A 24,774-nucleotide genomic window follows, 5' to 3' on the forward strand; every position below is an offset into this window, starting at 1 on the left:
GCTTCAGCCGTTGCAGCTGACCGCGCGGAATTCGACCCGGCGGTCGAGCGAGTCGCGCACGTCGTCGGTGCCGGACCCGACGATGTTCTGCGACGAACCCTTGCCGTCGATGCGCAGCGCGGTCGACAGCGCCGGCACTTCGCGCAGCAGCAGGTCGCGCATCACCCGCGCGCGCGCCAGCGACAGCCGCGCGTTGACGTTTTCCGCCCCGGTGCGACTGGTATGGCCAACGATGGTGAGGCAGTAGCCGCCGGCCTGGGTTTCGCGCGCGATCTGGCGGATCCACATCGGATACGCCCCGCTCACGCGCTGGTCGCGCCAGAAATCCGTGCTGCCCGGGTTGAACAGGATGCGCACCGCGAGGTTGTCGGTCGCCAGCCCGAGCGCGACGATGCGCCCGAAGGCCTGTTCCGCCGCTTCATGCCGGCCGAGCTGGACGTTGGCGAGGTAGATGCCGTTGAACACGCGCAGCTGCGCGCCGTCCGGGCGGCTGGCGGCCTCGGTGTAGTAGGTCAGCGCCTTCTCCCATTGCTCCGCGTTGTAGGCCTCCAGCGCCTCGGCAAGCACCGCGGCGGTGGACACCGAGCCGAGGTAGACCGGGTCGGCATTGCCGCCCGCCGGGGTTTCGGCGGTCTTCAGGTAGCCCTCGGTGACACGGTCCTTCACCATCGACGGGCTTTCGGCGAAGAAGCGCGTCGGCGTCTGGTCCACCGCGGCGCGCTGCACCGGCACGGCCGATTGCGCGATCACCAGGCCGACGCGGCGGTCGGTCAGCGAGGAGGTGAGCACGTAGCCGCGATTGGCGGTGCGCTTGATCGAACCGGTGATCAGGTATTCGGCCTTGCTGACCTCCTCGCCGCGGAAGGGCAGCACCTTCAGGTGCGACTTGCGCGTGCTGAGCTGGGCCAGCAGCAGTTCCTCGGCCTTCTTCGCGGTCACCGTCTGCTGCCCGGTCTCGCCGTCGAGGAAGGGGTCGATCGCGACCTGGCGCGCAACCAGGCGGTCGAGGATGGACGGTCCGGCCTGGCGCACGAGTTCATCGACCACGACCGTGACCGCCGATTCGAGATCGAGGTCTTCCGTCACTTCGCGCGGCGGCGCGGTCTTGCACGCCGACAGGACCGCGACGAAGGATGCGAGCAGCAGCACTGCCCGCCAGTTGCGCCAGGATTCAATCACCACAGTTCGCCCTCAGGTAGCTCAGGTCCGCCTCGGCCAGACGTTCGCCGAGACTCAGTTGCTGGATCAGTCGTGCGCAGCGCCCGTCTTGGCGAGGCGCCGCGGCCTTGGCCACCGGCTGCGGGGCCGGGGCCGGTGTGCTGCGTTCTGCGCGGACCGGCTTGGCCGGCTCGCTGCGCACCGCGCGCTCCGGCGCGGGCCGGGCCGCCACCGCGGGGCTGGGCCCTGCGGCAGGCGCCGGGGCATCGGCCGCCACCGGCGCAGGCGGCGGCGCGCGCTCCACCACGACCGGGGCGGACTCGGCGGGCGCCGCGTCGGGCTGCGCTGCGGGGAGCGGCGCCGGGATGGCCACGGTGTCGGTAGCGGGCGGCACCGCCGGGGCTGGAGTGGAGGCAGGCACCGGGGCCGGCGGAACCGGGGCCGCGGTCTGCTGCGGGGCGGTGGGCTCGCCCGCGGGGCGGAGGGCCAGCCACGCGACCGCGCCGACGATCAACACCAGCACCAGACCGGCGCCAGCCAGCAGCGGCGCCAGAGCGCGCTTCGGCGCGGTCACGGGCGCGGGTGGCGTCGGCGCAGGGCTGACCGCGCGCGTGCCGCCCAGCGTGGCGGCCACGGCGGCCTTCGCGGCGGGCGGCAGGTTGGGCAGGTCGAGCAGCACGGTGCGGTCGCTGTCGGCGCCGGCGGCAAGCAGGTGTTCCAGTTCGCTGCGGAAGGCTTCCGCGTGCTGGAAGCGGTCGGCCGGATCCTTGGCGAGCGCACGCAGGATCACCGCCTCCAGGCCCGGCGGCAGCCCGCTCACCAGGCCGGACGGCGGCGGCGGCGGGAGTTCGATGTGGGCGCGCATCAGCTCGAACTCGCTCGGGCTGTCGAAGGGCGCGCGCCCGGTCAGCAGTTCGTACAGCACCACCGCCATCGAATAGAGATCGGAACGCGCGTCGATGTCGCCGCCACGCGCCTGCTCGGGCGACACATAGAGCAGCGTGCCAACCACGCAGCCGGTGCGCGTCAGGCCGACCTTCTCAAGGATGCGGGCGATGCCGAAGTCCATCAGCTTGAGCGTGCCGTCGGCGGTGACGATCATGTTCGACGGCTTGATGTCGCGGTGCACGACACCGGCGTGGTGGGCGTGCTCCAGCCCGTACAGGGCTTGCACCACCAGCGCCACCGCCTCGCGCCACGGCAGCGCACCGCGGCGGCGGGCCAGGCGGTTGAGCGGCTCGCCATCGACGAACTCCATCACCATGTAGTACTGCCCGTCTTCTGCAAAGAAGCTGAAGACGTTGGCGATGTTCTGATGCTGCAGGCGCGCGAGCGCGATCGCCTCGGTGCGGAAGCGTTCGACGACCTCGGGGTAGCAGGCCAGCTCGGGCCGCAGCGACTTGATCGCCACGTCGCGCTCGAGCATCAGGTCGCGACCGCGGAACACGTTGCCCATGCCGCCTTCGCCGACCTTGGCGAGTATCTTGAAGTTACCGATGACCTCTTTCATGCCCGGCTCGAACCGCTCCCCTGCCTTTATCGGATGCGCCCGCCGGGCGCCCGCCACAAGCGGGCAACTTATAGCGGATTTGCCCTGCCTTGACCACCGGGAGACCTGCGAATGTCATGGTCACCGTGGCGAATTTCCGCCTCGACCGCCGACAGCCGTGCGTAACGGCCGGCCGGGCTGCCGTGAAGCACCGTTGCGCCCGCGTAGAATGCGGTTTTGTCCGCCGTGCCGATGATGTCCCGTCCTCCTGCCGCAGTCCGCCGCCCGCCCGAGCTTCTCGCCCCGGCCGGCTCGCTCGAAATGATGCGCACCGCGTTCGCCTTCGGCGCCGACGCGGTGTATGCCGGCCAGCCGCGCTACTCGCTGCGGGTGCGCAACAACAGCTTCGGCAAGCTGGAGGCGCTCGCCGCCGGCATCGACGAGGCACACGCCGCCGGCAAGGCCTTCTACTTGGTCGCCAACATCTACCCGCACAACGCCAAGGTCCGCACCTTCGCCGAGGACATGGCGCCGGTGATCGCGATGCGGCCGGACGCGCTGATCATGGCCGACCCCGGGCTGATGATGATGGTGCGCGAACGCTGGCCGGAGATGGACATCCACCTGTCGGTGCAGGCCAACACCACCAACTACGCCTCGGTGCGCTTCTGGCAGTCGGTGGGGGTCAAGCGCATCATCCTGTCGCGCGAGCTGTCGCTCGACGAAGTCGCGGAAATCCGCGACGCTTGCCCCGAGATGGAGCTGGAAGTCTTCGTGCACGGCGCGCTGTGCATCGCCTATTCGGGCCGCTGCCTGCTGTCCGGCTACTTCAACCACCGCGACCCCAACCAGGGCACCTGCACCAACTCCTGCCGCTGGGACTACAAGCTGCACGCCACCGCGGAAGACGCCGCCGGCGACGTGCACGCCTGCGGCCAGACGCCCATCGGCAACCCGACCGATTTCGGCACCGTCGGCACCGCGCTCGGCGGCGGCGCGCGCCACGGCGAGGGCAGCAAGGTGTGGCTGCTGGAGGAAGGCACGCGGCCGGGCGAACTGATGCCGATCGAGGAAGACGAGCACGGCACCTACATCCTCAACTCGCGCGACTTGCGCGCGGTCGAGCATGTGCAGCGGTTGGTCGAGATCGGCGTCGATTCGCTGAAGATCGAAGGCCGCACCAAGAGCCCCTACTACGTCGCCCGCACCAGCCAGGGCTACCGCCGCGCGATCGACGACGCGGCGGCCGGCCGCCCGTTCGACCTCGCGCTGCTCGGTGAGCTGGAAGGGCTGGCCAACCGGGGCTATACCGACGGCTTTTACCAGCGCCATCACACGCCCGAGCATCAGAACTACCTGCGCGGCCATTCGGAATCCGGCCGCAGCCTGCTGGTGGGGGAAGTGATCGGCTTTGACGCGGCCCGCGGACTGGCTGAAGTGGAGGTGAAGAACGCGTTCGGCGTCGGCGACCGGCTCGAATTCATCCAGCCGGGCGGCAATCACGTGGCGGTCGCGACCCGCATCGAGCAGGCCGACAGCACCCCGGTGGAGCGGGTGCCGGGCAGCGGGCGGCGCGTGTGGCTGCCGTTGCCGGCCGCTGCCCGCGCCGACGCGCCCTGCTACATCGCGCGCTTCATCTAGTAACGCGGCGGCTCCAGCGGGCGCTGCGTGGCCGGCGGTGGCAGGCTGTCGGGCCGCGCCAGCGTGCGCGGCAGGCGCCAGTCGTTCCACGCCACCATGCCGAGAAACACGGCCAGTCCGCCCACCAGCGCCAGCAGCGCCGACGGCAGCGCCAGCACCACCACGGCAACATGGATGGAGCGGTCGAGCATCGCCTGCTCGGGTGCCGCCGGGTTGACCCACGCGACCAGCGGCTCGCTTTCCCGTACTTCGCTCAGCCGGCGCGCGACCGCCGCCGGGGTATTCAGACCGTGATGGAGATCGGTGCGCCGACCGACGTAATCGGCGCCGCCGTAGCTGTACTGGTAGCTGACCCGGATCGCCGGCAAGGGACGGATACGCATGGGCGCGGCGGGTTCGGCCCGGACCCATTCCAGCCTGGCCTCCACCGGCAGCCACTGACGGCTGCGCATCGCATCGACCATCGGCAGCACGCCGAAGCTGACGACCCCGAGCACCCCGGCCACCAGCAAGCTGACGCCCACCAGCGGCACGGCGGCGCGCAGGAGCGCTTCGAGCAGGTACTGCCTGAGTGACGGGCCACGCATCGCGAATCCTGCAGGACGTTTGTTTCCATTCTATGCGTAGCGGGAGCCGGCCGAGAAGCCGGCGCCCTGTTACAAGTCGCGACGCGTGGCACAATGCGCCTCTTTCCCGCACGGTTTTCCGCGATGTCCTCCGCCGGTCATTTCTCGCACGAAACCATCGAATCCGACTGGTTGAAGCTGTTCGACGCCGTTTCCCCCTCGCTGCGCGAAGCGGTCCGCGACGTCGTGCTCGAACATCGCGCGGCGATGGCGGACGCCTTCTACGCCCGCATGATGGCCGACGGCGACGCCCGGCCGTTTCTTTCCCACGAAGCGGTGCACCAGCGCCTGCGGTTCTCGATGCAGCGCTGGATGGAAACCCTGTTCTCGTGCGCGGACCACGCCGCCTTCGCCGCCGCGATGGCGCTCCAGCGCCATGTCGGCGAAGTGCATTCGCGCGTCGATCTGCCGGTGAACCTCGTCGCGCGCGGCGCCCGCGTGCTGAAGGGCGAGATCGCCGCCCGGCTGCCGGCGAGCGGGCTCGACCGCGCCGCGCTGGTGCAGGCGGTGCTGTACGTGGACAACCTGATCGACCTCGCCTTCGAGGTCATGAGTTCGGCCTATGTCGCCTCGCATGAACGCGCCACGCGCATCGACGAGGCCTACCGGGTGTTCTCCTACGGCCAGAACATGTCGCTGGAACGCGAACGCCAGCGCGCCTCGCTGCTCGACTGGGAGAACCGCTTCCTGCAGGCGATGATGGCCGGCCAGAGCGGCGACGAACTGCCGCTGATCAGCGATTCCGCATTCGGCCTGTGGCTGCAACACAAGGCGGTGGCGGTGTTCGAGGGCTCGGCCGAGCTGCCGTCGATACGCGAAGGCATGCGCCGGCTCGACCGCGATCTGATCCCGCTGTGCCGGCAGCAGATGGAAAGCCTGGACGAGCGCGGCGAGAGCCGGCGGCTGATCAAGGCGGTGCAGTCCGAACTCGGCCAGCTCAAGTTCCTGATCGGCGCGATGTTCGAACGCTTCGTCGATCTGGAGTCGGGCAAGGACGCGCTCACCCAGCTGCTCAACCGCCGCTTCCTGCCGGCGATCCTGACGCGCGAGACCGAGATTGCGCGCAACCAGCACAAGTCCTTCGCACTGCTGCTGGTCGATGTCGACCACTTCAAGCAGATCAACGACGTCCACGGTCACGACGCCGGCGACCGCGTGCTGCAGCAGATCGCCAGCCTGTTGCTCAACACCGTGCGTTCGGGCGACTTCGTGTTCCGCTACGGTGGCGAGGAGTTCCTCGTGCTGCTGGTCGAGGTGGACCGCCAGCACGCGGCCCGCGTCGCCGAGAAGATCCGCCAGCGGGTGCAGCAGGAAACCTTCCTGCTGCCCGACAGCCGGCAGCTTCAGGTCACCGCCAGCGTCGGCGTGGCGCTGCACGACGGCCACCCGGACTACCAGCGCCTGATCAACCAGGCCGACGACGCGCTCTACCGCGCCAAGACCGGCGGCCGCAACCGCTGCGAGTTCGCCACGGACGCCTGAACAATGCCCACCCCATCCATCCGCATTGAAGCACTGCGCCTTGACGACCCCGGCCACGCCGACGCCTTCCTGGCGCTGCTCGATCACTACGCGTGCGACCCGATGGGCGGCGGCAAGCCGCTCGCCGCGCAGCCTCGCGCCCAACTGGTCGACCGTCTGCGCGGGCGCCCGGGCTTCGTCGGTTTCCTCGCTTATGACGGCGCGCGCGCCTGCGGGCTGATCAACTGCTTCGAAGGCTTCTCCACCTTCGCCGCGCAGCCGCTGCTCAATGTGCACGACATCGTCGTCCACGCCGACTGGCGCGGCCGCGGCGTGGGCCAGGCCCTGCTGGCGGCGGCGGAGGACGCGGCGCGGCAGCGCGGTTGCTGCAAGCTCACGCTGGAAGTGCTGTCCAACAACCGCACGGCGCTGGCCGCCTACGACCGCGCCGGCTTTCGCCCCTACGTGCTGGACCCCGCCGCCGGTCAGGCGCTGTTCCTGCAGAAGTGGCTGTAGCCCACCCTGCGGCAATCCGCGGGGACACCCCGCCGGGCATTGCGCTATAATGCAAGCCATTGTTTTGTCTGAAAAACAGGATTTCCAGTGCTCGTCGCAGCCAACATTACCCAACAGTTCGGGGCCAAGCCCCTGTTCGAGAACGTCTCCGTCAAGTTCGGCGACGGCAACCGCTATGGCCTGATCGGCGCCAACGGCGCCGGCAAATCGACCTTCATGAAGATCCTGTGCGGGATCCTCGAATCGTCCGCCGGCAACGTGTCCAAGGATCCGCACGAGCGCATGGCCTACTTGCGCCAGGACCAGTTCGCGTATGAAGAGATGCGCGTGCTCGACGTGGTGATGATGGGCCACGAGGAACTGTGGGCGGCGATCAAGGAACGCGACGCGATCTACGCCAATCCTGAAGCCACCGAAGACGACTACATGCACGCGGCCGAACTCGAAGGCAAGGTCGGCGAATACGACGGCTACACCGCCGAGGCGCGCGCGGGCGAACTGCTGCTGGGCGTGGGCATCGGCAGCGAGTTGCACGACGGCCCGATGAAGAACGTCGCCCCCGGCTGGAAGCTGCGGGTGCTGCTGTGCCAGGCGCTGTTCGCGAATCCGGACATCCTGCTGCTCGACGAGCCGACCAACAACCTCGACATCAACACCATCCGCTGGCTGGAGGACGTGCTCAACAACCGCGACTGCACGATGGTGATCATCTCCCACGACCGCCACTTCCTGAACCAGGTCTGCACCCACATGGCCGACCTGGACTACGGCACCATCACCATCTACCCGGGCAACTACGACGACTACATGGAAGCGTCGACGATGGCGCGCGAACGCCAGTCCGCCGCCAACGCCCGGGCCAAGGAAAAGATCTCCGAGCTGCAGGAGTTCGTGCGCCGCTTCTCGGCCAACAAGTCCAAGGCCAAGCAGGCCACCAGCCGCCTGAAGCTGATCGACAAGCTCAAGCCCGAGGACGTGAAGCCCTCCAGCCGCCAGTATCCGTGGATCCGCTTCGACTACGACGAGAAGGACAAGCTGCACCGCCTCGCGTGCGAGGTCGACACCATCAGCTTCGCCTACGAGGGCATGGAAAAGCCGCTGATCAACAAGTTCTCGATCGCGATCGAAGCGGGCGAGAAGGTGGCGATCATCGGTGAGAACGGCGTCGGCAAGACCACGCTGCTGAAGCTGCTGGTGGGCGAGCTGACGCCGCAGAAGGGCGCGGTGAAGTGGGCGGAAAAGGCCAAGACCGGCTACTACGCGCAGGACCACTCGGCCGACTTTGCCGAAGATGTCAGCCTGACCGAATGGATCGCCGACTACTCGCGCATCACCGCAGCCGCCACCGGCGAGGACAACGAAACCCTGCTGCGCGGCACGCTGGGCCGGTTGCTGTTCTCCGGCGACGACGTCAAGAAATCGGTCAAGGTGATTTCCGGCGGCGAACAGGGCCGCATGCTGTTCGGCAAGCTGATGCTGTCGCGCCCCAACGTGCTGCTGATGGACGAGCCGACCAACCACCTCGACATGGAATCGATCGAGTCGCTCAACACCGGGCTCGACAAGTTCAGCGGCACCCTGATCTTCGTGTCGCACGACCGCGAGTTCGTGTCCTCGCTTGCCACCCGCATCATCGAGATCAAGCTCGACGGCCGCATCGTCGACTACCGCGGCACCTACGAGGAATACCTCGCCAGCCAGGGTCTGGAATAAACCCCCGGCGGGGCTGCGTCCAGCGCCCCGCCCCCCTCTTCCCCCGAACGCGCGTGCTGCGCGTCCGTCTTCGCCGGCCGTTCATCGGCCCCATACCCCGCAAACCCCGCCCCCGCGCTGAAGCAGCGGCGCTGCATCGGCTACAATCGGCCGAAAGCACGGGGCAGGGCATGATCGGCATATTCCTCATCACGCACGGCACACTGGGCGAGGCCCTCATCCAGTGTGCGTGCCACGTGCTCAATAAAAGACCGGCGCAGATCATGCAGCTGGGCGTCACCGCGCAGGACGATCCGCTCGACCTGCTTCCGGTGGCGCGCCGCGTGCTGGCGTTGACGGATTCGGGCGAGGGCGTCGTCGTGCTCACGGACATCTTCGGAGCCACCCCGTCCAACGTCGCCGCCAAGCTGATCGAGCCCGGCAGGGTCGAAGTCATCGCAGGGGTCAATCTCCCGATGTTGCTGCGGGTGCTGACCTACCGCGAGAAGGACATGAACACGCTCGTCCAGCGCGCGGTATCGGGTGGCTGCGACGGGGTCATCCACATCAAATAAGAGTTACGGCAATGCCAAGAGCGGAAGCGCAAATCGTCAACAAGCTGGGCCTGCACGCGCGCGCATCGGCCAAGCTCACCCAGCTCGCCAGCAGCTTTCCGGCCGAAGTCTGGCTGGAACGCAACGGCCGCCGGGTCAATGCGAAAAGCATCATGGGGGTGATGATGCTGGCCGCGGCGCGCGGCGCCACGGTCACCGTGGAAACCGCCGGCTCCGACGCCGACGCGGCCTTGGAGGCGCTGCTGGCGCTGATCGCCGACAAGTTCGGCGAAGGGGAATGAGGCATGCCGTTTACGCTGCACGGCCTGCCGGTGTCGCAGGGCATCGCGATCGGACATGTGCATCTGGTCTCGCATGCGCTGCTCGAGGTCAACCACTACCACGTCGCGCAGCGCCATCTCGCCGATGAAACCGCACGCCTGGACGACGCGGTCGCGACCGTCCAGGGCGAGCTGATCGGACTCAAGGCAGCGGCCACCGGCGGCCAGGCGCACAGCGAGGTCGGCGCCTTCGTCGACCTGCAGCTGATGATGCTGGCCGACCCGATGCTGATCGACGCCGCGCGCGCGCTGATCGAATCGCGCGGCTGCAACGCCGAGTGGGCGCTGGTGCAGCAGATGGAGCTGGTCGTGGCACAGTTCCGCCAGATCGAGGACCCCTATCTGCGCGAACGTCAGGCCGACGTCGTGCAGGTGGTCGAACGCCTCGTCAAGGTGCTGCTCGGCCATCCGGGTCACTTGCCGCCTCGCCGGCGCGACGGACTGGGCACCATCGTCGTCGCGCACGACCTGTCGCCCGCCGACACCATCGGCTTTCGCGACCACAACATCGCCGGCTTCGTCACCGACGTCGGCGGCCCCACCAGCCACACCGCGATCGTCGCGCGCAGCCTCGCCATCCCCGCGGTGGTGGGCCTGCACCACATCCGCGACCTGGTCGAAGACGACGAACTGCTGATCGTCGACGGCACGCGCGGGGTGATCATCGTCGCGCCCGACGACAGCATCATCGAGGAATACCGGCTGCGGCGCGCCGAGCTGGAACTCGAACGCTCCAAGCTCAAGCGCCTGCGCGACACCCCGGCCACCACGCTGGATGGCGAGACCATCCACCTGCTCGCCAACATCGAAGGGCCGAAGGACGTCGCCCAGGTCAAGGCCTCGAACGCCGACGGCGTGGGGCTGTACCGCACCGAATTCCTCTTCATCGGGCGCGACACGCTGCCCGACGAAGACGAGCAGTACGAGGCCTACCGCACCGTGCTGAAGGCGGTTCCCGGCAAGCCGGTGACCATCCGCACCTTCGACGTCGGCGCGGACAAGGCGCTCAACGGCGCCCACTCCCGCTTCGAACCCAATCCGGCGCTCGGCCTGCGCGCGGTGCGCTACTCGCTTGCCGAGCCCAAGATGTTCCTCACCCAGCTGCGCGCCCTGCTGCGCGCCTCGGTGCACGGCCGGCTGCAGATCATGGTGCCGATGCTCGCCCATGCGCACGAGATCGACCAGACGCTGACGCTGATCGACAAGGCCAAGGCCGAGCTGCGCGCCGAGCGCATCAAGTTCGACGAGCAGGTTCCGATCGGCGGCATGATCGAAGTGCCGGCGGCGGCACTCGCACTCGGCATGTTCATCCGCCGGCTGTCCTTCCTGTCGATCGGCACCAACGACCTTATCCAGTACACGCTCGCCATCGACCGCTCGGACGAGGCCGTCGTCCATCTCTACGACCCGCTCCATCCGGCCGTGCTCAAGCTGATCGGCGCCACCATCCAGGCCGGCGCCCGCTACGGCCTGCCGGTGTCGGTGTGCGGCGAGATGGCGGGCGACCCCGCCTACACCTTGCTGCTGCTGGGCATGGGGCTGCGCAACTTCTCGATGCACCCCGGCCACATCCTCGAGATCAAGCAACAGGTGCTGCGGGCCGACCTGGGGGAGCTGGCGCCGCGCGTGCAGCGGATCCTGAAGATGGACGAGCAGGCGCGCGTGCGTGAAGCGGTGGAGCGCCTGGCCGGCTAGCACGGCGTTGCATCGGCATCGCCGCGCCACTAGAATGGCGTCCTTCCTGCGCGGCGGTTCCGCCGCGGCCCCGAGCGGGCGTCGTATAACGGCTATTACCTCAGCTTCCCAAGCTGATGACGAGGGTTCGACTCCCTTCGCCCGCTCCACAACGATTACCGCGGTGTGACCCCCTGCTCTTTACAGCCACGTCCCGACGCTGTAAAAACTATCACTATTGCCGTATGACCTCCCGGACCCCAGCCTGTCCGGAATCCGTGTATGGCAGCCCCACCAACACATCGGCGGAGCCCCATGATGCGGCACCCTCTCAAGTCCTGCGGCCAAGTGGCCACGCTCGACACCCGCTTGCGCCTTGCCCTGCTGCGCTTCTGCTACATGCTCACGCTGGCGGCGCTGGTGTTTGCCGTGAAACCGGTGCGGGCGCACGCCGACCTCGGCCCCAGCCGCATGCCGCAACTGCGGCTGGCCAGCGCCGGATGGGGCAGCACCACGGTGGACGAACTTCGACTGGTGCTGGACGCGGTCGCGCGCTCGGTGGGGAAGCACTTCCCCGACCGTGAGCCGCCCAGCGTGCAGGTGGTGCCGGGCGAGGGCAACCCGCTCGCCCTGTACGACCGCGGCGAGGACGGCGCCTACATCATCCAGTTGAGTGCCCGGCACAGCCGCTGGCATCAATTCGTCTATCAGTTTTCCCACGAACTCTGTCATGTGTACTCGAACTTCGACAGAAAGACCCATACCGTGGGTGCTGTCGACCACCGTAATCAATGGTTCGAGGAAAGCGTGTGCGAAGCCGTGGCGCTCCACACGCTGAACGCGCTGGCCGCGGAGTGGACCGAACGGCCGCCTTCGCCCCGCTTTGCCGGCTACGGCGACACGCTGCGCGCGCTGTCGGATTATCTCCAGAACGAACCGCACCGGCGGCTGGGGGATGGAACCGGCCTGGCGGACTGGTTTTCGGCCCACCGTGCGGCGCTTGAATCGGACCCTTACCAGCGCGACATGAACGAGGTGGTCGCCAACCGCCTGCTGCGGGTGTTCGAGCACGCCCCCGGCGGCATCGGCGCGATCGGCTTCCTGAACCTGGACGATGATGTGCAGGGTCGGAGCTTCGCGGCCTATCTGACGTCGTGGCGCGACAACTGCCCCGAGCAACACCGCGCTACCGTCAGCGAAATCATGGCCCTGTTCAACACCGCGCCCGCACCGCTGCTGGCCGCATCCGCCGCGTCGCTGGCCCAGCGCTGATCGCGGCGGATGGGCGCTGCGCCTTACCAGGTTTTGCGCTCGTGCTGCTCGTCGTAGATGCTGTTGCGGGTGTCGCCCATATAGAGCTGATGGAGCCGCCCGCCGGGAATTTCTTCCGGACCGGCGCGCCCCGCCTGCCCCATCTGACCGGTCATCCGCGCCGCTTCCTGATGCTGGCGGTTGAGGTCATAGACGCTGTAGCGCAATTCGCCCGACAACTCGGTCGTCCGGTTCAAACGCTCGGTGCGATCCATGCCGTGCATCCCGTCCTGGCCGGCGATCGCCGGCGCGCCGAGGCCAAGCAGCAAACCGGCGGCTGCCAGGGACAGACTTCGCTGAATTAGACGTTTCATCATCGCTCTCCTGTAAGGGGTATCGCGACCCGACGCAGAACCGCCGTCGCGCCGCATCACGGGCACTGGGCCGCGGTCTTACAGCAGACCGGGCTGGCGCGGAACGCACCAGCCTCGCCGCCGCGGCTCCGTCCGGAGCCGCCTCCCGTCCCTGCGACCTTCTCGACCCGTCTCCAACAGCCGCTGCGCAGTCCGTCCCGCGCCTCAGCGCGGGCTGTCGCAACGGCGCGCCGCGCAATTGCCGACGGCACATATGAAGTGTAGTTCACGCCTCGCGAGAGTCCGCTCAGCCTTGGCTTTGCCGCCCCGCGTGCGGCGCCTGCACCGGCTTCAATGTTTCCACTCCGCAGCACAGGCGGAAATCGACTTTGCAGCGGCGCGCCGCACCCTAGGCTGTAGGTCATAGAAAACATCGCCTTAGGTCATTCCGACCCGCTGGCACGGAACTTGTTGTTGTCGCCACCACGCCCGCCGCAACGAAGCGGCGGACCTACGAATGCAGGGGGGTACAAAACAATGACCGAAACCTTTTACGACGTACTGCGCCGCCAGGGCATCACGCGGCGCAGCTTCCTGAAATTCTGCAGCCTCACCGCCACCTCGCTCGGGCTGGGCTCCGCCGCCGCGCCGCAGATCGCCCACGCGCTCGAAACCAAGCCGCGCACCCCGGTGCTGTGGCTGCACGGGCTGGAATGCACCTGCTGCTCGGAATCCTTCATCCGCTCGGCGCATCCGCTGACCAAGGACGTGGTGCTGTCGATGCTGTCGCTCGACTACGACGACACCCTGATGGCCGCCGCCGGCCACCAGGCCGAGGCGATCCTCGACGAGATCCGCAAGAAGTACAAAGGCAACTACATCCTCGCGGTGGAAGGCAACCCGCCGCTCAACGAAGATGGCATGTTCGCGATCCAGGGCGGCCGCCCGTTCGTGGAAAAGCTGCGCGAGACCGCCGCCGACTGCAAGGCGATCATCTCCTGGGGTTCCTGTGCGTCCTGGGGTTGCGTGCAGGCCGCCAAGCCCAACCCGACCCGCGCGACGCCGGTGCACAAGGTCATCACCGACAAGCCCATCGTCAAGGTGCCCGGCTGCCCGCCGATCGCCGAGGTGATGACCGCGGTGGTCACCTACATGCTGACCTTCGACAAGCTGCCCGAACTGGACCGCATGGGCCGGCCGAAGATGTTCTACGGCCAGCGCATCCACGACAAATGCTACCGCCGCCCGCACTTCGACGCCGGCCAGTTCGCCGAAGCCTGGGACGACGAGGGGTCGCGCAAGGGCTACTGCCTGTACAAGATGGGCTGCAAGGGCCCCACCACCTATAACGCCTGCTCCACCGTGCGCTGGAACGAAGGCGTGTCCTGGCCGGTGCAGTCCGGCCACGGCTGCATCGGCTGCTCGGAAGACGGCTTCTGGGACAAGGGCAGCTTCTACGACCGCGTCACCGACATCAAACAATTCGGCATCGAAGCCAACGCCGACAAGGTCGGCGCCACCGCCGCCGGCGTGGTCGGCGCGAGCGTGGCCGCGCATGCTGCGGTCACCGCGCTGGCACGCGCGCGCAGCAAGACCGGCATCGACGTGAAGCAAGGGGAAGAATGAACATGGGCGTGTACGAAACTCAGGGCTTCAAGCTCGACAACACCGGCAAGCGCGTCGTCGTCGATCCGGTCACCCGTATCGAAGGCCACATGCGCGTCGAGGTGAACCTCGACAGCAACAACGTGATCCGCAACGCCGTGTCCACCGGCACCATGTGGCGCGGCCTCGAAGTCATCCTCAAGGGCCGCGACCCGCGCGACGCCTGGGCCTTCACCGAACGCATCTGCGGCGTGTGCACCGGCACCCATGCGCTGACCAGCGTGCGCGCGGTGGAAGACGCGCTCGGCATCGACATCCCGGAAAACGCCAACTCCATCCGCAACCTGATGCAGCTCACGCTGCAGGTGCATGACCACCTGGTGCACTTCTACCACCTGCACGCGCTCGACTGGGTGGACGTGGTCAGCGCGCTGAAGGCCGACCCCAAGAAGACCTCCGAACTCGCGCAGAGCATCTCGAGCTGGCCGAACTCTTCGCCCGGTTACTTCCGCGACATCCAGAACCGGCTGAAGAAGTTCGTCGAATCCGGCCAGCTCGGCCCCTTCATGAACGGCTACTGGGGCAACCCCGCCTACAAGCTGCCGCCCGAAGCCAACCTGATGGCGGTGACGCACTACCTGGAAGCGCTCGACTTCCAGAAGGACATCGTCAAGATCCACACCATCTTCGGCGGCAAGAACCCGCACCCGAACTGGCTGGTGGGCGGCATGCCGTGCGCGATCAACCTCGACGGCGTGGGCGCCGTGGGCGCGGTCAACATGGAACGGCTGAACCTGGTCAAGAGCATCATCGACCGCTCGATCGAGTTCATCGACCAGGTCTATATCCCCGACCTCGTCGCCATCGCCAGCTTCTACAAGGACTGGACCTACGGCGGCGGCATCTCGTCGCTGTCGCTGCTGTCCTACGGTGACATCCCGGACCGCGCCAACGACTACGGCGCCGGCAACCTGCTGCTGCCGCGCGGCGCCATCATCAACGGCGACCTCAGCAAGATCCACGAGGTGGACCTGCGCGATCCGGAGGAGATCCAGGAGTTCGTCTCCCACTCCTGGTACAAGTACGCCGACGAAACCAAGGGCCTGCACCCTTGGGACGGCGTCACCGAACCCAACTTCGTGCTCGGCAAGAACACCAAGGGCACCAAGACCAACGTCCAGTCCTTCGACGAGGAAGGCAAGTACTCCTGGATCAAGTCGCCGCGCTGGCGCGGCCACGCGATGGAAGTCGGCCCGCTGGCGCGGTACGTGATCGGCTACGTGCAGGGCAATCCGGAATTCAAGGAGCCGGTCGACAAGCTGCTGAAGGACCTCGGCCTGCCGCTGCAGGCGATCTTCTCGACGCTGGGCCGCACCGCGGCGCGCGGCCTTGAGGCATCGTGGGCGGCGCACAAGATGGCCTATTTCTACGACAAGCTGATCGCCAACATCAAGGCCGGCGACACCGCCACCGCCAACGTCGAGAAGTGGGATCCGAGCACCTGGCCGAAGGAGGTCAAGGGCGTGGGCTTCACCGAGGCGCCGCGCGGCGCGCTGGGCCACTGGATCAAGATCAAGGACGGCAAGATCGACAACTACCAGGCCGTGGTGCCCACCACCTGGAACGGCAGCCCGCGCGACCACAAGGGCCAGATCGGCGCCTTCGAGGCCAGCCTGATGAACACCCCGGTGGCCAAGGCCGACGAACCGCTGGAGATCCTGCGCACGCTGCACTCGTTCGACCCGTGCCTGGCCTGCTCCACCCACGTGATGAGCCCCGACGGACAGGAGATGGCCCAGGTGAAAGTGCGCTGATTGACGGGGCGAGGACCGGTCGGGCGCACCCCTCACGACAGGCGGAGCACCCTCCCTCCCCAAGCCTCATGGGCCGCCTGCGGCCCCCGGCCCCCTCGCCTCCTTTTTTAGCCGTTTTCTTCCGCCGCTACGGAGGTAAGACAAATGCTTGCTCAACAAGACGCATTCGAAGCCGAGCGCAGTGCGCGCATGGTGAAGGCGGTGTATGTGTACGAAGCGCCGCTGCGCCTGTGGCACTGGGTGAACGCGCTCGCGATCACCGTGCTTGCGATCACCGGCTACTTCATCGGCAAACCGCTGCCGGCACTGTCCGGCGACACCAGCGCGCAGTACCTGATGGGCTGGATCCGCTTCCTGCACTTCTCCGCCGCCTATGTGTTCGCGATCGGCTTCCTCGGCCGCATCTACTGGGCCATCGTCGGCAACCACCACGCCCGCCAGATCTTCCTGCTGCCGATTTTCGACGGCAAATGGTGGGGCGAGGTGTTCTACGAACTGCGCTGGTATCTGTTCATGGTGAAGGAGCCCAACAAGTACATCGGCCACAACCCGCTGGCGCAGCTGATGATGTTCCTGTTCTTCACGGTGGGCGCGGTGTACATGATCCTCACCGGCTTCGCGCTGTACGGCGAAGGCCTGGGCGTCGGCAGCTGGGCGGACACGATGTTCGGCTGGGTGATCGGCGTGCTCGGCAGCAACAGCATGCAGGTGCACAGCCTGCACCGGCTCGGCATGTGGGTCACGCTGTGCTTCGTGATCGTCCATGTGTATGCCGCGATCCGCGAGGACATCATGAGCCGCCAGAGCCTGATCAGCACCATGATCAGCGGCTGGCGGATGTTCAAGGACTGAGCCTGCGCATGACCGCGCCGCATCCGCCGGCCGCACCTTCCGCCACCGCGGAAGGGCGGCCGGCGTCGCTTCGGGCTGCCGCCCACGCCCTGCCCGCCGGCACCCGCCATCCGATCCACCCCGGCCACTTCCTCGAAACCCGCTTCCTGATTCCGGCGGCGATTTCGCAGGATGCGCTGGCACGCGCACTGGGCATCTCGCGCCGCCGGGTGAACGAACTGGTCCGCGGCCGGCGCGCGATATCGCCCGACACCGCGGTACGGCTGGGCCGCTTCTTCGGCACCGATCCGCGCTTCTGGACCGCGCTGCAAGCCGAGTGGGATACCTTCGAGGCGATGCGCAGCGCCGGGTGAAGCGCGCCGCACGAACTTCCGCCACGCCCCGCCAGTCTCCGTCACATACCGCCGCCCCTGCGGCGGTGCCGGAGAACCGCAATGCGCACTACCGCCCTTGCCCTGACCTTGCTCGCCCTCGCCACCGCGGCCGTTGTGTACGCCGCCAGCGAGGCGCCCGTACCGGCCGCGACGCAAGCCGCCGCACCTGCCAGCCCGCTGCTCGACCACAGCTTCCGCCGCCTGCACGGGGCCGAAACGCTCAACCTGCGCGAACGCTATGCCGGCCAGCCGCTGCTCATCGTCAACACCGCCAGCCATTGCGGCTACACCGGCCAGTTCAAGGAACTGGAAGCCATCCACCAGCGCTACCGTGCGCAGGGGCTGAAGGTGCTCGGCTTCTCGTCGGATGACTTCAACCAGGAAGCCGACAACGAAGCCAAGGCCGCCAACGTCTGCTTCGTGAACTTCGGCGTCACCTTCGACATGTTCGCGCCCATCCACGTGCGCGGCGGCGACGCGCATCCGCTGTTCCGCGAACTCGCGCGCCAGTCGCAGGCGCCGCGCTGGAATTTCTATAAGTACGTGGTCGACCGCCAGGGCAAGGTGGTGGCCAGCTTCGAGAGCGCGGTCAAGCCGGACGCCCCCGAGGTAGTCGCCGCGCTCGAACGCGCGATTGCCGGCGCTCGCTGAGCGCCGGCTTCGCCACCGTTCAGGCTTCGGCTGGCGTCAGCGCACGGAACATCGCGCAGCGGTCGAAGGCCGCCATATCCGGCGGCACCGCCTTGCGCCCGCAGTACTTCGCCACCAGCTTGGCCAGGCCCTTGATGTCGCGCCCCGAGGCCTGCGGGTAGCGCGCCACCAGGCGGGCGACGAGCGCGTCGTCGAGCGCGAGCCCGAACTGCTCGGCCATCACCTGCCAGATCCGCGCGCGCGCCTCGGCGTCCGGCTGCTCGTAGCGGATCAGCGCGATGCAGCGCGAGACGATGGCCTCGTCGATGTCATCGACCCGGTTGGTGGTGAGGAACAGCAGGCCGTTGAAGTACTCCAGCACGCGCAGGAACACCCCGACCACCGCGTTCATCGAGATGTTGTCGTCGCGGCGCTTGATGTACACATCGGCTTCGTCGATCAGCATCACCGCGCCCCAGCGCTGCGCGCGCGTCAGCACTTCCTTCAACGCCGTTTCCATCGCCGCGACGTTGAGGCCGAGCTGGCCGGAATGCACCCGGTACAGCGGTCGGCGGATGATTTCCGAATACACCTCGGCGGTCAGCGTCTTGCCCACCCCCGGAGGGCCGGCGCACAGCACCGTGGTGCCGCCCGACTTGCCGGCGACGATGTCGTCCATCAGCACGTCCATCTCGGCCGTCAGGATGTCGATCAGGTCGGTCTGCTCCTCCGGCAGGATCAGCTTTTCCTTCAGCGCCGGGGCGTAGGCATAGGGCTCGAGGTCATCCACATGCACCCATACGTAGTGGTGCAGGTCCAGATGGAACATCAGGATGTAGAAATGCACCGGTAGCTGGGTGAACACGCCCTTGGGCAGGGTTTCCTGGATCGCCTGCACCTCGGCCTCGACCTTGAAGTCGCCGTTCTTGGAGGCGCGCCGCAGGTAGCGTTCCAGGATGTCGCCGGGCGCATCCAGCGTCAGCGCCCGGTCGGCGAGGATGCTCTCGTCGTTCACCAGGCGCGCCTTGCCACCGCCCGAGGACAGCACGATCACGTCCTTGCGCGACCAATCGGTGTCGCGGTGCGTCGCGGTGGGGTTTTCGGCGTAATAGCCCACGCCGGTGCCGGAAAACTGCTCGCCGTTGCGCGCCCGCCAGTCGAAATAGCGCGTCGCGCCTTCGTCGTAGGCGGCAATCAGCGCCGGCGTCTCGCGCACATAGCCCTTGGTGGCGAAGACTTCGGAGATCGTGCGCCCCGGGATGTCGCTCGGGTTGATGCGGATGTTGGCGGTGGCGAGCTTGGCCTTGGCGTTGGACTTGAGTTCCACCAGCACCTTGGCGCTTTCTTCTCCGCCCGGCGGGGTGTAATCGATGCGCGTCACCGCCCAGGCCAGCGGCTTGCCGGTCAGCGCGGCGGTGAACAGCCAGCCGCGGATGGCCCCGGCGGCGAGGTAGCGGATGATTTCCGGCACCACCTTTTCGAGGTCGTCATCCTCGAAGCGGAAACCTTCGTCGTTGAAAGCCTGTTGCAGGGTTTCCAGCTGGGCGGCTCGGGCGCGCTGGGTAGGTCCGCCGGCACCGTACAGATCGCCGAGGAAGCGCACCTCGGCGTGTTCGAGTTGGGCAAAGGGCACTTCGGCCCGGCTGCCCAGCTTCAGTTGGTCCTGCAGATAGGCCAGGCGCGGAAAGGCCTTGACCATGGCCTCGACGTGATTGCGTTCGATTTGCAGCTTCACCGCTTCCTCCAGATCGCCGGGAGCGCCGTCGCGGCGCGTACCGCGGCACTGCAGCAGAATTGGTGCCAGTCACCGAACCGGCCTGAAGCGCCTTTTCAATCAATACCTTGGAACAAGGCGGCGCGAAAATGACGATGCGCTTGTCGCAAGCCGCACAGCGTGCGTGGACGATTCGCGTCAAACGGCCGGCCTCTGGACACGCCGCCGCCCACTGATAACCGGCTTTCCACTTCCGCATCCAAATCCGCCATGCCTCACCCAGCGCTATTGCTTTCGGCTAGGGGGCGGGAGGCCCGGATCGCGTGCCGCGCGCGGCCTGCGGGGGCACGCCGCGATGGGCGCACAGGCTGGCACGCTCCCTGCTGCTGTTACGCGTCCCGTAACACCTGATCCCACCATGACTGCGCCCTCCCCTGACTCCGCCCTGATCCTTGGCATCGGCAACCTGCTGTGGGCCGACGAAGGTTTCGGCGTGCGCTGCGTGGAAGCTTTCAACGCCGCCTGGCAGGCGCCCGACAGCGTCACCGTGATGGACGGCGGCACCCAGGGCCTCTACCTGCTGCCCTACGTTACCGCCGCGCGCCGGCTGATCGTGTTCGACGCCGTCGATTACGGTCTGGAACCCGGCACGCTGCGGCTGGTGGAAGACGACGAGGTGCCGCGCTTCATGGGTGCCAAGAAGATGAGCCTGCACCAGACCGGCTTCCAGGAAGTGATCGCCTCGGCCGCGCTGCTCGGCCAGTGCCCACAGTCGATGCTGCTGATCGGCGTGCAGCCGGTGGAACTGGAAGACTTCGGCGGCAGCCTGCGGCCCGCGGTGCGCGCCCGCGTGGACGAAGCGGTGGCGATTGCCGCGGCCCGGCTGCGCGAGTGGGGCTTCCCGCTGCAAGCGCGTCAGGACGAGGCCGCGCCGCTCGCCGACGCCGCGCTGCAGATGCAGCGCTACGAGGCCGGCCGCCCGCCCGAGGACCTCGCCTGCCGCATCGGCGACATCCGCTTCATGCCGGAGCGCTGAGATGTGCGTCGGCATCCCCGTGCAGGTGCTGCGCAGCGAGGAAACGCGCGCGCTGTGCCGTGACCGCGACGGCAGCGAAGTGTGGGTGGATCTGCTGCTGGTGGGCGAGCAGCCACCCGGCACCTGGCTGATGTGCTTTCTCGGCGCGGCGCGCGAGGTGATCGACGCCGACACCGCACAACGCACGCTCGCCGCGCTCGCGGCACTCGACACCCTGCTGGCCGGCGGCGACGCCGACCTCGACGCGGCCTTCGCCGACCTGGTGAACCGCGAACCCGAACTGCCCGATTTCCTCAAACCGCAAACCACATGACCAGCCCCGACGCCCTCGAAAACGCCCTTCAGCGCCTTGCCCAGCACGACGGATTCCAACGCCTGGAAGCCTCCGATCTGCCCGCCTTCGCCGCCGCCCCGGGCACCGCGGTGCTGCTCTTGACCGACGACCCGGTGCGCTGCCCGGAAGCCTGGGACATGGTGGTGGTGCTGCCGGAAGCGCTGAAGGCGGTGCCCGGGCTGCGTCCGGCGGTCGCGGCGCCCGAGGCCAGCCGCGCGATCGCTGCCGGCTTCGGCATCACCCGCTATCCGGCGCTGCTCGTGCTGCGCGGCGAAGGCACCGAGCCCGGCCACGACTACGTCGGCGCCCTCGAAGGCATGCGCGACTGGCAGGTGCTGGTGCAGTCGCTCGCCACGCTGGCCGCCGCACCCGCCGGCCGCCGCCCCGGCATCGGCATTCCGGTGCTCGGCGCCGGCCCCTCTTCCTGCCACTGACCCGGAACCCTCCGCATGAAAGCCTGGTCCGCCAACGCCTTCCCGATTCCCGTCGTCGCCGCCGGCCCCGGTTCGCAGCCGGAAGAAGACGAAGCGCTCGACTACCTGCCGCTGCCCAGCGGCATGGACACCTTCGCCCCGCCCCGCCTGCCCGACCACATCGACCCCGCCTCGCGCGCCACCGCCGTCGCCACGCTGCAGGGCCTGCTCGCCGCGATGCGCGCGTGGACCTTCGGCACGCCCGGCCACCCGGTGGTCGATCTCGCGCCGCTCGACGGCGCCAGCCTCGCGCTGATCAACGATGCGCTCGGTCAGGGCGAGGTCAGCGCCCGCGTGCTCGGCGAGACCGAGCTGCGCATCCAGGAAACCGTGTTCGCCGGCATCTGGCGCGTGGTCGAGACCGACCGCGGCGGCCGTCGCCTCAACGACCGCATCGAGGCCTGCGCGATGCCGGCCGAGGTCATCACCCGCAGCCTCGAAGCCGCCCAAGCGGCGATTGCCGCCCCCACGCCGCCGCAGGGGGTGATGAACGCGCCCGCGGTGCTCAACGAACTGCTGCACGCGGTCGCCACGCGCCGCCCGGGCGCGGCGGCCCACATCGTCAACCTGACCCTGCTGCCGATGAACCCGGCCGACCTGGCGTGGCTGGTGGAGGTGCTCGGCGTCGGCCCGACGGTGATCCTGTCGCGCGGCTACGGCAATTGCCGGATCACCGCCACCGCGCTCGCCCGTACCTGGTGGGTGCAGTACTTCAACAGCGCCGACACGCTGATCCTCAACACCCTCGAAGTGACCGAACTGCCCGACGTCGCGCCCGCCGCGGCGGACGATTTCGGCGACAGCATCGCGCGGCTCGAGGAATGGATCGCGACCCTGTGCGACGCCTGAGTCGCGCGCTATTCTTAAAGATATAAACGGAGCAGCGCCACGCCATGTTCGAAGGCAGCTACCTGGGCAACGACGCCCGCCTCGACCCCGCCGCGCGGCTGGAATGCGGCATCTGCTGGTGGGTGTACGACCCGGCCGAGGGCGACGCGCTTGCCCAGGTGCCGGCGGGCACGCCCTTCGCCGCGCTGCCGGCGCACTGGTGCTGCCCCAACTGCGAAGCGCCGCGCCACAAGTTCATGGTCATCGCGGACGACTGATGACCGCCGTCGCGCGCACCTTCCCTGCCACCGCGGAGCCTGCCGACGCGGCGGCAGCGCACGCCGCCCGCCTGCGCGCGTGTTTTCAGCACATCGCGAGCACACGCATGGCAGGCCTGCCGATCTGCAACCCGGCGCTCGGCGTTGCAGTGCCGGCGCTGCTGCCTTTCCAGGGCGAGTGGCTGGGCGCGCTGGTCACGCCGTGGGCGATCAGCCTGGTGCTGCTGCCGGGCGAGGGCACGCGCTTTCGCGCGATCGGCGTCGGCGACAGCCAGGACTGGGACTTCCCGTCCGGCCGCTACAGCTTCCTCGGCCACCAGGAAGCGGATCTCGGCGCGTACCAGACCTGTTCGCTCGCCTCGCCGGTGTTCGAATTCGCCGATCAGGCCGCCGCCGAAACCTTCGCGCTCGCCGCACTGGAAGCCTTGTTGCGGAACGAGGAGGACGGCGGCGCGGCGCGCGCGCACGACGCCCGCGAGGCAGCCCGCCTCGCCGGCCTGCCTGCCGCGGCCGCCCCGGTCTCGCGGCGCGCCTTCCTGCGCGGCGCACTCTTCGGCGGCCGCTGAATGCTGGCCGGCACCGCCCTCCAGCTGCATGCCACCGTCGCCGGAGACGGGCGCCTCCATGCGACCGTCCGCACCCTGCGGCCCGCGGCGGCCCGGCTGCTGGTGGGCCGCCGCGTGGATGAAGCCGTGGCGCTGGCGCCCAGGCTGTTCGCCCTGTGCGGCTGCGCCCAGGGCGCGGCCGCGCGTCTCGCCTGTCGCGCTGCGGCGGGCGAAGCCGCGGCGCTTGACGAGGGCGACGAGCGCCGCCTCGCCGCCGAGGCGGCGCACGAGCACCTGTGGCGGCTGCTGCTCGACTGGCCGGTGCTGTTCGGCGCGCCGCCGCAGCGCCAGCGCTATGCCGATCTCCATCGCCGGCTGAGCATCGGGCCGGACGCCACCAGCGCCGGTGCACTGGGCGAAGAACTGCAGCGGCTCGCCACCGACGAACTCCTCGGCGGCACGCTCCCGCGCCTGCAGGACGCAGCCTCGCTGGACGCCGTGCACGCCAGCCTCGACGCCGCCGGCACCGGTTTCGCGCGCGTGCTGGCGCAGACGATCGCGCTGGACACCGCTACCGACGGCGCCGCCACGCCGGTGCTCCCTCCGCGCAGCGCCGCCGCCTGGGCCACCGCGCTGGGGGGCCTGCCGGACCCGCACTTCTGCTCCGCCCCCACGGAGGGCGGCAACGCCGCGGAAACCGGCCCGCTCGCCCGTCACGCGCACCTGCCCGTTGTTGCGCTGCTGCTCGCCCGCCACCGCCGCATCGCGGCACGCCTGCTGGCCAAGGTCATCGACGTGGCCGATTGCGGCGCCCGCCTTGCCGGCGCCCCGGGCACGCCGCTGGCGGACGCCATCGCGCCGGCGCCCGGCCTGGGCCTCGCCTGTGTCGACACCGCGCGCGGCACCTTGCTGCACGGCGTGCGGGTCGAGGCCGGACGCATCGCCGACTACCGCATCTGCGCCCCGACCGACTGGCATTTCCACCCCGGCGGCGCCTTCGTGCGCGAGGCCAAGGGCCGGCACGCCGCCGACGAGGCCGGCACCCGGCTGCGGCTGCACGCACTCGCGCTGTCGCTCGACCCCTGCGTGGCCTTCGAGCTGAACGTGGAGGACAGCGTCCATGCATGAGATGTCGCTCGCCGAGGGCATACGCGGCATCGTCGAAGACGTCGCGCGCGAGAACGGCGCGACGCGGGTGGCGCGGGTGGTGCTGGAAATCGGCGAACTCGCCTCGGTCGAGGTCGAGGCGCTGCGCTTCTGCCTGGACGTGGTGCTGAAGGACAGCGTCGCGGACGGCGCCGCCGTGGACATCGAGGCCGTGCCCGGCAGCGGCTGGTGCATGCAGTGCGCCACAGTGGTGCCGATCGCCCAGCGCTACGATGCCTGTCCACAGTGCGGCGGCTATCAGGTGCAGCCGACGGGCGGCACCGAGATGCGGGTGAAGGAACTGGCGCTGGGCGACTGACTGAACGACACCCGCCCGGGGAATGGAACGGAAACGTAAGCAGGCGCCGGGACAGGCCTGATTTACTCCC

Annotated in this window: 26 protein-coding genes and 1 tRNA gene; 22 read left to right on the top strand and 5 right to left on the bottom strand. The window is 68.5% G+C overall.

Translation table 11 applies throughout. The annotated features are described in order from the left end of the window. Positions 1-3: 3 nt before the first annotated feature. Positions 4-1,179, bottom strand: coding sequence for an OmpA family protein (locus tag dqs_RS19310; protein ID WP_041644073.1), 1,176 nt, complete (start codon positions 1,177-1,179; stop codon positions 4-6). Then, positions 1,172-2,668 carry a protein kinase domain-containing protein gene (locus dqs_RS19315; RefSeq protein ID WP_065341461.1) on the bottom strand — a complete coding sequence of 499 codons (1,497 nt, stop codon included), beginning with the start codon at positions 2,666-2,668 and terminating at the stop codon, positions 1,172-1,174. Before dqs_RS19315 ends, dqs_RS19310 begins: the two co-directional genes overlap by 8 nt. Positions 2,669-2,899: 231 nt before the next feature. Between dqs_RS19315 and trhP the strand changes: the two genes are divergently transcribed. Beyond that, positions 2,900-4,288 carry a prephenate-dependent tRNA uridine(34) hydroxylase TrhP gene (gene trhP / locus dqs_RS19320; protein ID WP_179948001.1) on the top strand — a complete coding sequence of 463 codons (1,389 nt, stop codon included), beginning with the start codon at positions 2,900-2,902 and terminating at the stop codon, positions 4,286-4,288. Here the strand turns inward: trhP and dqs_RS19325 are convergent. Further along, on the bottom strand, positions 4,285-4,875 hold the full coding sequence (locus dqs_RS19325) for a DUF3592 domain-containing protein (protein ID WP_011767498.1): 591 nt from the start codon (positions 4,873-4,875) through the stop codon (positions 4,285-4,287). The genes trhP and dqs_RS19325 overlap by 4 nt on opposite strands. Positions 4,876-4,998: 123 nt before the next feature. Here dqs_RS19325 and dqs_RS19330 point away from each other — a divergent pair, with 123 nt between their 5' ends. The 8 genes from dqs_RS19330 to dqs_RS19365 all read left to right on the top strand — a co-directional run bounded on the left by dqs_RS19330 (position 4,999) and on the right by dqs_RS19365 (position 12,424). After that, on the top strand, positions 4,999-6,396 hold the full coding sequence (locus dqs_RS19330; protein ID WP_041644077.1) for a diguanylate cyclase: 1,398 nt from the start codon (positions 4,999-5,001) through the stop codon (positions 6,394-6,396). A 3-nt stretch (positions 6,397-6,399) separates the two neighbouring features. After that, entirely contained in the window at positions 6,400-6,891 is a 492-nt protein-coding gene (locus dqs_RS19335; RefSeq protein WP_065341462.1) for a GNAT family N-acetyltransferase, read from the top strand. 87 nt (positions 6,892-6,978) lie between these two features. Next, the gene (locus dqs_RS19340) at positions 6,979-8,604 is read left to right on the top strand and encodes an ABC-F family ATPase (RefSeq protein ID WP_011767501.1); all 1,626 of its coding nucleotides are present in this window, start codon (positions 6,979-6,981) and stop codon (positions 8,602-8,604) included. A 170-nt stretch (positions 8,605-8,774) separates the two neighbouring features. Then, a complete protein-coding gene (locus dqs_RS19345; RefSeq protein ID WP_011767502.1) occupies positions 8,775-9,158 on the top strand; it encodes a PTS sugar transporter subunit IIA in 384 nt (127 codons plus the stop codon). Positions 9,159-9,169: 11 nt separating this feature from the next. Next, on the top strand, positions 9,170-9,439 hold the full coding sequence (locus tag dqs_RS19350; protein WP_011767503.1) for an HPr family phosphocarrier protein: 270 nt from the start codon (positions 9,170-9,172) through the stop codon (positions 9,437-9,439). 3 nt (positions 9,440-9,442) lie between these two features. After that, the gene (gene ptsP, locus dqs_RS19355) at positions 9,443-11,173 is read left to right on the top strand and encodes a phosphoenolpyruvate--protein phosphotransferase (RefSeq protein ID WP_011767504.1); all 1,731 of its coding nucleotides are present in this window, start codon (positions 9,443-9,445) and stop codon (positions 11,171-11,173) included. A gap of 74 nt (positions 11,174-11,247) precedes the next feature. Next, positions 11,248-11,322, top strand: a tRNA-Gly gene (locus tag dqs_RS19360). 145 nt (positions 11,323-11,467) lie between these two features. Beyond that, positions 11,468-12,424 carry a hypothetical protein gene (locus dqs_RS19365; RefSeq protein ID WP_065341463.1) on the top strand — a complete coding sequence of 319 codons (957 nt, stop codon included), beginning with the start codon at positions 11,468-11,470 and terminating at the stop codon, positions 12,422-12,424. Between the two features lie 23 nt (positions 12,425-12,447). Here the strand turns inward: dqs_RS19365 and dqs_RS19370 are convergent, their stop codons facing one another. After that, positions 12,448-12,777: a hypothetical protein gene (locus dqs_RS19370; protein WP_041642890.1), complete on the bottom strand. Its 330-nt coding sequence runs from the start codon at positions 12,775-12,777 to the stop codon at positions 12,448-12,450. 516 nt (positions 12,778-13,293) lie between these two features. Between dqs_RS19370 and dqs_RS19375 the strand changes: the two genes are divergently transcribed. The 5 genes from dqs_RS19375 (at position 13,294) to dqs_RS19395 (ending at position 18,052) form a co-directional block, all read left to right on the top strand. Next, positions 13,294-14,382, top strand: coding sequence for a hydrogenase small subunit (locus dqs_RS19375; RefSeq protein ID WP_011767508.1), 1,089 nt, complete (start codon positions 13,294-13,296; stop codon positions 14,380-14,382). Positions 14,383-14,384: 2 nt separating this feature from the next. Further along, complete coding sequence (locus dqs_RS19380; protein WP_041644081.1) at positions 14,385-16,175, top strand: nickel-dependent hydrogenase large subunit; 1,791 nt, start codon at positions 14,385-14,387, stop codon at positions 16,173-16,175. Between the two features lie 144 nt (positions 16,176-16,319). Further along, positions 16,320-17,027: a Ni/Fe-hydrogenase, b-type cytochrome subunit gene (gene cybH, locus dqs_RS19385; protein WP_065341465.1), complete on the top strand. Its 708-nt coding sequence runs from the start codon at positions 16,320-16,322 to the stop codon at positions 17,025-17,027. An 8-nt stretch (positions 17,028-17,035) separates the two neighbouring features. Then, positions 17,036-17,380 (top strand): HigA family addiction module antitoxin, encoded by a 345-nt coding sequence (locus dqs_RS19390; RefSeq protein WP_084018713.1) that lies wholly within the window; start codon positions 17,036-17,038, stop codon positions 17,378-17,380. A gap of 81 nt (positions 17,381-17,461) precedes the next feature. After that, positions 17,462-18,052: a glutathione peroxidase gene (locus dqs_RS19395; RefSeq protein ID WP_065341466.1), complete on the top strand. Its 591-nt coding sequence runs from the start codon at positions 17,462-17,464 to the stop codon at positions 18,050-18,052. Between the two features lie 19 nt (positions 18,053-18,071). Here the strand turns inward: dqs_RS19395 and dqs_RS19400 are convergent, their stop codons facing one another. Continuing rightward, a complete protein-coding gene (locus dqs_RS19400) occupies positions 18,072-19,766 on the bottom strand; it encodes an ATP-binding protein (RefSeq protein WP_065341467.1) in 1,695 nt (564 codons plus the stop codon). A 397-nt stretch (positions 19,767-20,163) separates the two neighbouring features. On the opposite strand from dqs_RS19400, the gene dqs_RS19405 reads away from it, so the two are divergent. Genes dqs_RS19405 through hypA form a run of 8 tightly spaced genes read left to right on the top strand, consistent with a single transcriptional unit; the run spans position 20,164 to position 24,704 of the window. Beyond that, positions 20,164-20,781, top strand: a complete 618-nt coding sequence (locus tag dqs_RS19405; RefSeq protein ID WP_065341468.1) for a HyaD/HybD family hydrogenase maturation endopeptidase — start codon at positions 20,164-20,166, stop codon at positions 20,779-20,781. A gap of 1 nt (position 20,782) precedes the next feature. After that, positions 20,783-21,094, top strand: a complete 312-nt coding sequence (locus tag dqs_RS19410; RefSeq protein WP_065341469.1) for a HypC/HybG/HupF family hydrogenase formation chaperone — start codon at positions 20,783-20,785, stop codon at positions 21,092-21,094. Further along, positions 21,091-21,549, top strand: a complete 459-nt coding sequence (locus dqs_RS19415) for a thioredoxin domain-containing protein (protein ID WP_065341470.1) — start codon at positions 21,091-21,093, stop codon at positions 21,547-21,549. The genes dqs_RS19410 and dqs_RS19415 overlap by 4 nt, the downstream gene beginning before the upstream one ends. Before the next feature lie 15 nt (positions 21,550-21,564). Next, on the top strand, positions 21,565-22,437 hold the full coding sequence (locus dqs_RS19420) for a hydrogenase expression/formation protein (RefSeq protein ID WP_065341471.1): 873 nt from the start codon (positions 21,565-21,567) through the stop codon (positions 22,435-22,437). A gap of 44 nt (positions 22,438-22,481) precedes the next feature. Then, complete coding sequence (locus dqs_RS19425; RefSeq protein ID WP_011767518.1) at positions 22,482-22,694, top strand: rubredoxin; 213 nt, start codon at positions 22,482-22,484, stop codon at positions 22,692-22,694. Beyond that, a complete protein-coding gene (hybE, locus tag dqs_RS19430; RefSeq protein ID WP_065341472.1) occupies positions 22,694-23,260 on the top strand; it encodes a [NiFe]-hydrogenase assembly chaperone HybE in 567 nt (188 codons plus the stop codon). The genes dqs_RS19425 and hybE overlap by 1 nt, the downstream gene beginning before the upstream one ends. Continuing rightward, the gene (locus dqs_RS19435; RefSeq protein WP_065341473.1) at positions 23,261-24,367 is read left to right on the top strand and encodes a hypothetical protein; all 1,107 of its coding nucleotides are present in this window, start codon (positions 23,261-23,263) and stop codon (positions 24,365-24,367) included. Beyond that, entirely contained in the window at positions 24,360-24,704 is a 345-nt protein-coding gene (gene hypA, locus dqs_RS19440) for a hydrogenase maturation nickel metallochaperone HypA (RefSeq protein ID WP_011767521.1), read from the top strand. The genes dqs_RS19435 and hypA overlap by 8 nt, the downstream gene beginning before the upstream one ends. Positions 24,705-24,774: the final 70 nt, after the last annotated feature.

Source organism: Azoarcus olearius (assembly GCF_001682385.1).
Taxonomy (GTDB): Bacteria; Pseudomonadota; Gammaproteobacteria; order Burkholderiales; family Rhodocyclaceae; genus Azoarcus; species Azoarcus olearius.